At 69.3% G+C, this 11898-nt stretch carries 8 protein-coding genes; 7 read left to right on the forward strand and 1 reads right to left on the reverse strand.

Features of this window, described 5'->3' with window-relative positions; translation table 11 throughout:
* From V7E05_RS11995 to V7E05_RS12005, 3 genes are all read left to right on the forward strand, one after another.
* On the forward strand, window positions 1-312 hold a 312-nt coding region (locus tag V7E05_RS11995), incomplete at its 5' end, for a M20/M25/M40 family metallo-hydrolase (protein ID WP_333619882.1).
* A complete protein-coding gene (locus tag V7E05_RS12000) occupies window positions 309-1529 on the forward strand; it encodes an MFS transporter (RefSeq protein ID WP_333619883.1) in 1221 nt (406 codons plus the stop codon). The genes V7E05_RS11995 and V7E05_RS12000, both read left to right, overlap by 4 nt.
* A 248-nt stretch (window positions 1530-1777) precedes the next feature.
* Window positions 1778-3739, forward strand: coding sequence for a DEAD/DEAH box helicase (locus tag V7E05_RS12005; protein WP_333619884.1), 1962 nt, complete (start codon window positions 1778-1780; stop codon window positions 3737-3739).
* A gap of 54 nt (window positions 3740-3793) precedes the next feature.
* Here the strand turns inward: V7E05_RS12005 and V7E05_RS12010 are convergent, their stop codons facing one another.
* Complete coding sequence (locus V7E05_RS12010) at window positions 3794-4564, reverse strand: HNH endonuclease family protein (protein WP_333619885.1); 771 nt, start codon at window positions 4562-4564, stop codon at window positions 3794-3796.
* Window positions 4565-4876: 312 nt separating this feature from the next.
* Between V7E05_RS12010 and V7E05_RS12015 the strand changes: the two genes are divergently transcribed.
* The 4 genes from V7E05_RS12015 to V7E05_RS12030 form a co-directional block, all read left to right on the forward strand.
* Complete coding sequence (locus tag V7E05_RS12015; RefSeq protein WP_333619886.1) at window positions 4877-7810, forward strand: DEAD/DEAH box helicase; 2934 nt, start codon at window positions 4877-4879, stop codon at window positions 7808-7810.
* Window positions 7807-8628, forward strand: a complete 822-nt coding sequence (locus tag V7E05_RS12020) for an SWIM zinc finger family protein (protein ID WP_333619887.1) — start codon at window positions 7807-7809, stop codon at window positions 8626-8628. The genes V7E05_RS12015 and V7E05_RS12020 overlap by 4 nt, the downstream gene beginning before the upstream one ends.
* 31 nt (window positions 8629-8659) lie before the next feature.
* Window positions 8660-9808: a metallophosphoesterase gene (locus tag V7E05_RS12025; RefSeq protein ID WP_333619888.1), complete on the forward strand. Its 1149-nt coding sequence runs from the start codon at window positions 8660-8662 to the stop codon at window positions 9806-9808.
* Window positions 9805-11898, forward strand: a 2094-nt coding sequence (locus V7E05_RS12030; protein ID WP_333619889.1) for an AAA family ATPase, incomplete at its 3' end; no start/stop codon positions are given. The genes V7E05_RS12025 and V7E05_RS12030, both read left to right, overlap by 4 nt.

An 11898-nucleotide genomic window follows, 5' to 3' on the forward strand; every position in this document is an offset into this window, starting at 1 on the left:
GAGGACATCGAGGTCGAATGGCGCTGGACCCCGCCTATCGCGGCGCCTGCGGACGATCCTCTCGTCGACCGCTTCCGCGAGGCCATCGCGGAGGCCGATCCCGAGGGCGTGGTCGTGCCCTACCTCCTCCCGGCGAGCACGGACAATAAGCACCTCGCGACGCTAGGGATCGACGGCTACGGTTTCGTACCGCTGCGGGTGCCCGATGATTTCGACGTGTTCGGGAACTTCCACGCCGTCGACGAGTGCGTTCCCGTGAGCGCCCTGGAGTTCGGCGTCCAGGTGCTCGCGCGCATCCTCGTCTCCGCATGACGCCACGGGACGAAGCACGCCCGGCGGCCGCGCAGGGCGATCGGATCCCCGCCGATCTCTGGGTACTCATCGCCGCTGCGCTCTGCGTGGCACTCGGCTTCGGGCTCGTCGCGCCCGTGCTGCCGCAGTTCGCGAGGTCCTTCGACGTATCGGTGACCGCAGCGTCGGTCGTGGTGAGCGCGTTCGCGTTCTTCCGCCTCGTGTTCGCGCCCGTCGGTGGTTCGCTGGTGAACAAGCTCGGCGAACGCAGGGTCTACATGACTGGCCTCGTGATCGTGGCGGTGTCGACGCTGCTCACCGGTCTCGCGCAGAACTACTGGCAGATGCTCGTGTTCCGCGCGCTCGGCGGGCTCGGCTCGACGATGTTCACCGTCTCGGCGGCGGCGCTGCTCGTCCGCCTCGCGCCGCCGGCCTCCCGTGGGCGGGTGACCAGCTACTACGCATCGGCCTTCCTGATCGGAAATATCGCCGGACCGATCATGGGCGGCCTCCTCGGCTCGCTCGGCATGCGGCTGCCTTTCTACATCTACGCCGCGGCTCTGCTCGCTGCGACGATCGTGGTCGCGGTGTTCCTGCGCGAGGGTGGACGGCGCGAACCGGGGCACGACGAGCTCCCCCCGCTCACCTTCTCCGAGGCGATCCGGGAGCCGCAGTACGTGGGCGCCCTCTTCGGGGCGTTCGCAAACGGCTGGACCTCGTTCGGCATGCGCGTAGCGATCGTCCCGCTGTTCGCCGCCCAGGCTTTTGCCCACGGAGCCCAGATCGCGGGCGTCTCGCTCGCGTGCTTCGCCGTGGGCACCGCTCTCGTCGTGCTCATCGCCGGGCGGCTCGCCGACTCGATCGGTCGCAAGCCGCTCATCGTGGTCGGTTTCCTCGTGACGGGCGCGAGCGTCGGCGTACTCGGATTCGTGGGGAACGAGGCACTGTTCGTCGCGCTGTCCATCATCGGTGGGATAGGAACGGGTCTGCTCAATCCGGCGGAGCAGGCCGTGGTCGCCGACGTCATCGGAAACGAACGATCCGGAGGCAACGTGATGTCGAGCTTCCAGATGGCCCAGGACGGCGGCACGATCCTCGGGCCGATCGCGGCGGGCGTGATCGTCGACCATCTCGGTTTCGACTGGGCGTTCGGCCTATCGGGGGCGCTGTGCCTGCTCGTCGGGCTCGCTTGGATCGGGGTTCCGGTGCGCAGGGCGCCGTCACTCGAACCCGCCTAGCTGCGCGATCACGCCTTTTGCGTCCGCGACGCGTAATGTCTAACGCTTGATGCGACAGTAGAGTGGACAGCCGACGCAATGCGTCGCCTCCACGAGGGTGCCGGCCATGCCGGAGAGGCCCCGAATCTCGAATCTCGAAACTCGAATGCGGCCGGGGATCCGGTCGACGATCAGACCGACATCCCGGCCGCGCGAGAGCGGCCTCAATCCCACCTCCCGAATGTGGCGGTGCGGAAATGGAGACCCTTATGTCCGAAGAAAACCAGCCCGTGGCAGATGACGCTGCAGAGAACGCCGCCGAGAGCAACGCCGATTCGGTGGAGCCGAAGGCTTCCGAGGAGCAGGCCACTGAGAAGCCCGCGGCCGAGAAGCCGGCGGCCGAGAAGTCGGCCGCCGACAGCGATGCCGTGACCTTCTCCACGATGGGCCTGCACCCCAAGGTGCTCGAGGCCGTCACCGCCGTGGGCTACGAATCGCCCTCGGCGATCCAGGAGGCGACGATCCCTCTGATCCTCGGCGGCCGCGACGTCGTGGGCCTCGCGCAGACCGGCACGGGCAAGACCGCGGCGTTCGCGCTGCCGATCCTCTCGCTCATCGACCACGCCGAGCGTTCCCCGCAGGCCCTGATCCTCGCGCCGACCCGCGAGCTCGCCCTGCAGGTCGCCGAGGCCTGTGTGACCTACTCGTCCAAGCTCCCCGGCGTCAACGTGCTTCCCATATACGGTGGGCAGGCGTACGGCATCCAGCTTTCGGGCCTGCGCCGCGGCGCCCAGGTCATCGTCGGCACCCCGGGCCGCGTGATCGACCACCTCGAGAAGGGCACGCTCGACCTCTCGGGCCTCAAGCACCTCGTCCTCGACGAGGCCGACGAGATGCTCACGATGGGCTTCCAGGAGGACGTCGAGCGCATCCTCGAGGACACCCCGGAGGCCGCACAGGTCGCGCTGTTCTCCGCGACGATGCCGAATGCGATCCGCCGCATCTCGCAGCAGTACCTCACGGATCCGGCAGAGGTGAAGGTCAAGTCGAAGACCGCGACGGCCTCGACGATCGAGCAGCGCTACCTCGTGGTTCCGCACCGCGACAAGCTCGATGCGCTCACCCGCGTCCTCGAGGTCGAGGACTTCGACGCGATGATCATGTTCGTGCGCACCAAGCAGGCCACCGAGGAGCTCGCCGAGCGCCTCCGCGCCCGCGGCTTCTCGGCCGCGCCCATCAACGGCGACATCCCGCAGAACCTCCGCGAGCGCACGATCGACCAGCTCAAGGACGGCCGAATCGACATACTCGTGGCCACCGACGTGGCCGCACGCGGCCTCGACGTCCCGCGCATCAGCCACGTGGTCAATTACGACATCCCGCACGACGTCGAGTCCTACGTGCACCGCATCGGCCGCACGGGCCGCGCCGGCCGGAGCGGCCACGCGCTGCTCTTCGTCACCCCGCGTGAGCGCCGCCTCCTCTCGCAGATCGAGCGCTCGACACGCCAGTCGCTGCAGGAGATCCAGCTCCCCACGGTCGATGACGTCAACGAGATCCGCATGGTCAAGTTCGCTGAGTCGATCACCGAATCGCTCCAGGACTCCAACCTCGCGCTGTTCCGCCGCCTCGTCACCGAGTACGCCTCCGAGCACGCCGTGCCCATGGAAGACATCGCCGCGGCGCTCGCGACGCAGTCGCGGAACTCGGACGAGTTCCTCATGAAGGAGCCGGAGCGCCAGCGTCGTAACGACCGCGGGGACCGGAACGACCGCGGCGGGCGTTTCGACCGCGACGACCGCGGCCGGGGCGATCGCCAGCACCGCGAGTCGAACGGCAACCTCTCGATGTACCGCATCGCTGTGGGCAAGCGTTCCGGGGTCAAGCCCGGCTCGATCATGGGTGCCCTCGCAAACGAGGCCGGTCTCTCGGGCTCCGATATCGGGCGCATCCAGATCCGCTTCGACCACACTCTCGTCGAGCTCCCGTCCTCACTGAGCGCCTCGAAGCTCGAGGACATGAAGGGCATCGTGGTCGGCGGGCAGCCCATCGACATCCGCCCGGATCAGGGACCGCCCGCGGGCCGGCCCGGCTCGCACCGTTCCGGCGGCGGCGATCGCGGCGGCGATCGTCGCTCCGGCGGATACCGCGGCAATGGCGGTCGCGGTGGAGACGGCGGGCGCGGCGGCGACCGCGGGCAGCGCCGCGGAGAGCGCCGAAACTTCCGCTAGAGCGAGAGCCGAAGCCGGCAAGCACGTACGGCCGCGGGTATCTCCTCCGACGCATCAGCGTTCGAGGCAGGTGCCCGCGGCCGTCCGCATTTCCTCCAGATCCGCGGTAGGCATGGCGAGCTCGTAGGTCACCGCGGCGACCGCCATCCTCCCGGCGTAGAAGCAGCGCCACGGCCCCGGCGGCATCCATTCCGAGGGCAGCTTGTCGCCCTTCTCGACATTCGCCGGACCGGAGACCGCGATGAGATTCGCGTCGATATCGTTCGCGAATCGGTCCCTTTGGCGCTGCTCCCACGTGGCGGCGCCGAGATCCCACGCCGCCGAGAGCGGGAAGACGTGGTCGATGTGGATATCGGCGTACGAGGAGCCGAGAACGATCTGCTCGCCCGAATAGGGGTCGTCGAGGATACCGCCGCTGCGCGCGCACGCGTCGTCGGGCTTCTTGGTCGCTCCGCGGATGTCGCGAGCGAGCACGTCCTGCCGGGTCGGACATCCGTTGTGCCCGCCCGGTGCGTCGGTGGAATCGCTCCACGCCTCGCCAAAGGAACACGGCGAGGGGCACTCGCGCCCGTACCCGGGCACGTCGGGCCGCTCCGGCACCTCTTGGATCCGGTCGATCAGTCCCATGACGGCGGACCGCGGCGGCGAGCCCGGCACCGCATTCTCCGGCGGACCGGCGACGATGAGCCACGCCGCAAACGCCAGCGTCGCCGCGATGGCGAAGGCCGTCCAGGAGACGGCGCGAAAGGCAGCGCGAAAGGCGGAGCCGACGGCAGAACTGGCGGGGAAAGTGGCGGCGGCGAGGGGATTCGACCCCGACAGCACGGAATGTCGGAGTGGCCGGGCACCATGGTCAGTGGTCGGTCCAGAGTTCGGCCTAGAGTTCGGCCTAGAGTTCGGCCTAGCGTTTGGTCCAGAGTTTGGCTCAACGATTGGCCCAGCGGTTGGCCCAACGGATCGAATTGCTCGATCGCCGGGGCGGAGAAGGGAGGGGGCTCTCATGGCAACTCATCGAACCCGTGTGCTTCCTTCCGTCCTGTCGTCCGGCGGTACGGATCTCCCACCTGTGGACGCGCCGGCGCCTGTGGATAATCGCGCGCTGGACCACCGAGTGCGCGGAGAAAGGTGGGGTGGCTGATGGCCTCGCCGATCTACCGCCTCCACGCGGCCTTCGACGGCGGTGTGCTCGCGCTCTGGTGCGAGACCGGGCTTCGCCGCCCCGAGTCGATCGCGCCGGCGAAGGACCCCGCGGCCATCGCGGGCGTTGGGCCACCGGCCGAGGTGGAGAGGATCCTCTCCGGCGTCAGGCTGGTCCACAAAGTCGAGGTGCGCGCGCCCGTCTCGGGCACGTGGCGGCGCGCGAAGGTCCCGGGGAAGTACCTGGCGGCGGGGGCGGCTCTGCGGGTGCTCGAGCTCGCCGCGGCGGAGGACGCCGGCTCGTGGGCGGGCCCGGACCTCCGTGTGCTCGGACAGCTCGCCGCGGGGGTCCGCGAGCTCGTGGGCCAGGCGCAGGTGGTGCCCGTTGTCAGGGTGGAGGAGTCCTTCGTCGCGCGGTGGGAACTCGTCCGCAGCCCGGAGATCCTCTCGTGGCTCGGTTCGGTGTCGCGGCTTGTCGGAATCATGGAGGCCGAGGAGATCGCGGCGTTCGCGGACTGGGTGGCCGATGCCGAGGTGCGCCGCCGCTCGCTCGCGCGACCGTCAATGCCTGCGTTCGTCAAAGCGCTTGTCGGGGAGGACCCGGAGCTGGCGGGCAACCACCCGATGGTCGCGCGCTCCCGCGATTTCGCGACCCATGCGGGCGCCGCAAATGTCCACGTGGTGTTTCGCGTGCTCGAGCCCACCGAGGAACTCTGGCGCATCCAGGTCCTCGTCCGCATCGGGGCGGAGGGCATCCGGCCTTTCTCGGAGCTCGACGATCCGGAACTCGTCGCCCCCGTGCTCGTCGGGATCCTCCGCACCGCCGAGATCGCGTTCCCGCCGCTCGCAGGCGCGGAGACCGCGGAAGGCGGCGTCGACTACCTGGTGCCGGGAGACGCCGTGGTCGAGCTCGTCTCCGGCGGCGCCGCTGCACTCCAGGAGCGGGGGATCGAGGTGCTGCTCCCTCGCGCGTGGACCCGTGTGCGCACGGAGGTGCGTGCCGCCCCCGCCGTCGCGCCGGTCGAATCGGAGGCTCGCCTGGGCCTTCGTCAGCTCGGCGAGATCAAGTGGGAAATCCTCGTCGGCGGGGAGACGGTGGACGATACCGAGTTGCAGCGCATGGTCGCCGCGTCCTCGGATCTGGTCCAGCTCCGCGGCCGCTGGGTGCGTGCAGAGGCGGGGGCGCTGCGCCGCGCAGCGGCATTCCTCGAGAAGGCCCGCGCCCGCGAGGCAGGGGAGGCCGAGGCGGATGCCGTGGACGGAGCGAAGGCGGACGGGAAGGACGGTGCCGGTTCGCGCACCGCGATCGGCCGCTTCGTCGAATCGATCATGGCGGAAGAGGCCGAGGGCGTGGTCGTCCACGCCCCGGACACCCTCGCGTGGGAAATCCCCTCACCGGAATCGCTTCTCCGCGATCTGCCGCCGTGGTTCGCCGCGAGTCTCCGCGACTACCAGGCAGAGGGCGTGCGCTGGCTCCACGGCATGGCCGCCGCCGGCCTCGGCGCGGTCCTCGCCGACGATATGGGGCTGGGCAAGACCGTCCAGCTCCTCGCCCTCGAGTCCGTCGAGCGGCACCGCGGGGAGCACGGGGATCGCCCCACCCTCGTCGTCGCGCCGTTGTCGCTCGTGCGGAACTGGGCAGGGGAGGCGGCCCGCTTCGCTCCCGAACTCTCCGTCCTGGTCCACCACGGTCCCGGCCGCCTCGACGAGGACGAGGCTGCCATGGCGGTGCGCGAAAGCGATCTCGTGCTCACCACCTACGGCACCGCCGTGCGCGATATCGAGCTGCTCGGCGAACTCGACTTCCGTAGAGTCGTCGTCGACGAGGCGCAGACCATCAAGAACATCGACGCCCAGGCGGCGAAGGCCTTGCGCCTGCTCCGCTCGGACCAACGCGTCGCGCTCACGGGTACGCCGGTGGAGAACCGCCTCGAGGACATGCGCGCGATCCTCGATTACTGCAATCCCCGCATGTTCGGCTCGGCCGAGGTGTTCCGCTCGCGATTCTCCACACCGATCGAAACCAGCGGGGACACCGATACCGCCGCCCGGCTCGTCTCCCTCGCCGCGCCCTTTATCCTTCGACGCACGAAGAACGATCCCGGCGTCGTCGAGCTTCCTGCGAAGCTCGAGTACCGGGTGGACGCTTATCTCACCGCAGAGCAAGCGGCGCTCTACAAGGCCGTGGTCGAGGAGATGCTCGCCGAGGTCAAGGACGCATCCGGCGCCGGCCGGAAGGGCGCGATCCTCTCGGGGCTCACGGCGCTCAAGCAGGTGTGTGACCACCCCTCGCTCTACGCCGCAGACGGCTCGCCGCTACTGCGGGGCGGGGAACACCGCTCCGGCAAGCTCGCGGCACTCGACGAGATCCTCACCACGGCGGGGGACGCGGGTGAAAAGGTCCTCGTGTTCACGCAATACCGCACGTTCGGCGACATGATCCTGCCGTTCCTCGGCCGGCGCGCGGGCGAGCCCATTCCGTTTCTCTCGGGCCTTACCTCGGCGAGCGAGCGCGCACGAATGGTCTCCGAGTTCCAGCGGCCCGACGGCCCACCGATCTTCCTCGCTTCGCTGCGCGCCGGAGGCACGGGGCTCACACTCACCGCCGCGAACCACGTGGTCCATCTCGATCGCTGGTGGAACCCTGCGGTCGAAGACCAGGCCACCGATCGCGTCCACCGCATCGGACAGGAGCGCGACGTCAACGTCTACACCCTCGTGGCTCCGGGCACCGTCGAGGAGCGGATCGCCGATGTTCTGGATCACAAGCAGGGGCTGCGCGAGCTCACCGTCGGCTCGCTGGGACTCGGCACCCTTTCTGACGACGCCCTCGCCGATCTCGTGGCGCTCCGCGGCGACTCGGAGGCGACCCGCTCCGCGTACCGGGCCTCGGTCGTCCCACATCCCGAACTTCGGCGGAGGAGTCGGGTATGAGCGGCGTCTTCCGCGGGCAAGAGGGACCCGGCGTCCCGGTGGCCACGAAGGTCGGGGATTTCGGCGCGCACCACTGGTCGCGCCGGTGGATCGCCGCCGTCGAGGAACGCGCGGGGCGCTCGGCGAAGACCAACGGTAGGGCGGCGGCCCGGGCGCGCTGGGTGCTCGACGTCCAGATCGGGTGGCGTCGCGTGCTCGCCCACGTCCAGGGCTCCCAGCCGGACCCGTTCGAGGTCGTGCTGTCCTTCGATCCGCCCAATCCTGTCGACGTGCCGCGGATCGAGGCCGAGGTGCAAAGGGTCGGGCTGCCCGCGGCACTGTCGGGAAACGTCTCCGAGGAACTCGCGGCGAGGCTCGTGCCGCCGCTCGAAGAGGGAAGCGCGCTGTCGTGCACGTGCCCCGACCAGCCCGGCCCGTGCATGCACATCGTCGCGGCGGTGGCGGTGCTCGTCGAGCGGCTCGACAAGAACCCACAGGACCTCTTCCGCCTCCGCGGGTACCCTCCGCGGGCGACCGAATCGGCGGCCGGCGGTCGGCGCAGGGGCGCCGGGCGTATCGGCTCCTCCGACGTCATGGGCTTCTGGCTGGCCGACCCGGCGCTGCCCGCGCCTCCGACTCCGCAAGGCACAGTCTCCGATCTTCTCGACGGCGCCAGCGCGCGTGCACTCGCCGATGCCGTGGCCGGCGGGAACACGTTGGCGACGCTCGCGATTCTCGCCGATCTCGAGGATCTGTACGTGGCGCTCGGGGAGGGCGGCCTGGACGGTGAGGGCGGCGCCGGCAATGGCTTCGAAGCACGGGAAGGCCGGGCCTACTGAAATGTCGGAGGCCGCCCGTAGTGTTGCTGGCATGAACTCAGTGAGGTTCGTCCACACCGCCGATTGGCAACTCGGCATGCGCAGGCACGTACTCGGGGAGAGGCATTCGAGTTTCGACGATGCCCGGTTGGCCTCCATCCGCGCCGTAGTCGCCGCCGCGGAGAACGAGGCCGCGGAATTCATCCTCGTCACGGGAGACGTGTTCGACGAGAACTCGGTCGCCCCCGTGTACGTGATTCGCGCGCTGGACGCCCTCGGCAAGACCTCCGTGCCGGTCTACCTCCTTCCCGGCAACCACGATCTGTTCGGCCCCGGCTCGGTGTATTCCTCCGAGACGTTCGTGCGCCACGCCTCGGAGAACGTCCACGTCATCACCGACTCATCGCCGGTAGAGGTGCGCGAGGGGGTCCACATCGTCGGCCTTCCCGTGGTGAGTAAGAATCCCGCCCCCGCCGATCTCGAGCAGCTCGTCTCGGAATTCCCGCTCCCGGTCGGCGAGGGGATACGTATCCTCGCGCTGCACGGTGGCACGGATTTCGTCTTCTCCGGGACCGAGCCGGGCGGCGCGGATTTCGCAGTGGCGGAGCTCGATGCACTCGTTTCGGAGGGGAAGGTGGACTATGTAGGGCTGGGGGACCGGCACTCGGTCACACCGCTGGGCAGCACCGGGCGCGTCTGGTACCCGGGCGCGCCGGAGGTCACGGCGTTCGACGACAAAGAGACGGACTCCGGCAAGGCGCTCCTCGTCGAGCTGGAGCCGGGGAGCGGTACCGTCGAGCCTTTTGTCACGGGGTCGTGGTCGATGCTGCGGATCGATGCCCCGGTCGATTCCGCGGAGGACATCGAAGCGCTGCGCGCACGGCTCGAAGAGTTGCCGGACAAGGACAGGACCGTCGTCAAGCTCACACTCGTGGGCACGCTCACGCTCGAGCTCGCCGCAGAGCTCGACGAAATGGTCGCGTACTTCGCCGATCTCTTCGTCGCCGCCTACGTGCGGCGTGATTCCCACGTGGCGCGGCGCCCGGACCTCGACGACATCCCCAGGCTCTTCTCCGGCTACGCGAGTTCGGCGGCCACGGATCTCACGGAGATCTCGCTCGCCGGCGGCGATAACGCCGGCACGGCGGAGAACGCGCTCGCGCTGCTCTACCGGCTCTCGCGGAAGGCGGGTTCCAAGTGATCCTCCACCGGCTCGACATCTCGAACTTCCAGGCCATCGTCCACGAGAGCATCGAGTTCCGAGAGTCCGGAATCACGCTCATCGAGGGGCCCAACGAGACCGGGAAATCCTCGGTGCTCAAGGCCTTCGGCTTCCTCATCTCGGCGCCCGCAGGCACCAAGAAGCGTGCCCTCCAGGAGTCGGTCCGCGAGGGCGCAGACGGTCCGTTCTCCGTTTCCGCGGTGCTCACGCTCGGCGAGGATCGGGTCGAGTACTCGAAGACCTTCAAGGGGCGAGGGGAGACCACTCTCGAATTCCTCTCGACGGTCAAGCCTGCGCTGCGCGGAGAAGAGGCGCACGAGTATGTGCTTTCGCATCTAGAGGGCTCGGCGAATTTCTCGCTGTGGGAAAAGCTGCGGCTCGACCAGGAGCGTCCCGCCGGTCAGGTCGAGGGCGTCGACCAAATCGGGCCACTCAAACGCGCGCTCGACCTCGAGGCGGGGGACGAGCGCCCCGAGGAAGACGATTCCTTGTTCGAGGCGGTCAAGGCCGAGCGGGACCGCTACCTCGGGGCCAAGGGTGGATCGATCGGGGAGCTCAAGAAGCTCGAGGACGAGGCTGCCGACGCGAGAAAAGTGGTGGACGCCGCGGCGGAGGGCACCCGCGCGCTGCAGGCGGATATCGATGCACTCGCAGGCCTGGCCGCCCGAATCGAGGAAAAGAAGACGATGCTCGCCGAGTCCGGCGAGGAGCTCGTGCGCGCGGAAAAGGCCGAGGAGGCGCTGCGTCGGGCCGAGGAGGCGCGGTCCCGGTTCGAGGCCCGCAAGAACCTCGCGGAAGAGAAGAAGCGCTCGGCGCTGCTCGAGTCCGAGAGAAGGCAGGGCCTCGTCGCAGATGCCGACACGCGGCGCGAGAAGAAGGGGCCGCTGGAGGGCGAGCTGCGTAAGGCCCGAGCGGAGTTCGAGGCCGTAGAGGCGCGCGCGGCCGAAGGGGAGACCGCGCGGCTCGCCGCGGAGAAGGCACAAGAAGAAGGCGCGGCCGAGGCCAAGCAGGCCGAGGACGCAGTCGAGGCGCTCGAATTGCAGAGGGACTTCTCGCAGCTCGCGGGGCGACTCGCTTCTATCGATGCATTGTCGGCGCGCATTGCCGAGCTGGAGAACGCGCTCGCCGAGATCGCGGCGGATGAGGACTACGTCGAGTCCCTGCGCGCCGCCGAGGGAAACGTGCGGGTCAGAGAGGCGGAGCTGCGCGCCGGGTCCTCGAAGGTCGAGATCTCGGGTAGGGGCGAAGCCGGTGTGGACGGCGAGGCCGTCGATGCCGCGGAGGGGTGGAGTGGCTACGCGGAGAAGTCGCTTCGGATCACGGTCGGAGAGGTGGCCGTGGCGATCTCTCCTCCCGTGGGCGCGGAGTCCGCGAGGGACGAACTCGATTCGGCCTCGTCGAAGCTTGCCAAGCTCCTCGCCGAACGCGAGTACTCAAGCGTCGAGGAGGCGGCCGAGGCGTCCCGCTCCCGGGAGAAACTCGAGAGGGAGGTAGCCACCGCCCGCGGTCAGCGGGAGTCCGAGCTCGCCGGCACCACGGCCGAGGAACTGCGCGGGCGCGTCGACAAGCTGCGTGCGCGGGCGCACTCCGTCGGCGCCGCCGGGGTGGAACCTGCATCCGTCGCTGAACCGGACGCCGAGGTCGATTTCGATGCCGAGATCAGTGCCGCCAAGGAGCGCCGATCAGAGCTCGCCGCCGCACGTGAGGAGGCGCGGACGGCGCTCTCCGGCGCCACGGCTGCGGCCTCGGTCGCGGCCGCGCATGCCAAGGAACTGCGCACGAGTATCGGGGATCTCGAGAACCGGATCGAGACGCTCGAGAACGACATCGAGGAAGTCGAAAAGCAGCTCGCCTCCGCCCGCGAGGAGAGTGCCGATGCCGCCCTCACCACCGCGCTAGAGGAAGCGGAGGCCGCTGTCGCGGGGCTCGAAGGGGAAGAACAGGAGGTCGATTCGGCCCTCGCGACGGCGAAGCGGAACGCGGCGGTCCACGGACTCGAGGCCGCCCGGGCCGCGCACGCTCGGCACCAGAAGGACGCGGGCGAGCTCGCCACGGAACGCTCCAAACTC

This window comes from Dietzia sp. (assembly GCF_036741115.1).
GTDB lineage: Bacteria > Actinomycetota > Actinomycetes > Mycobacteriales > Mycobacteriaceae > Dietzia.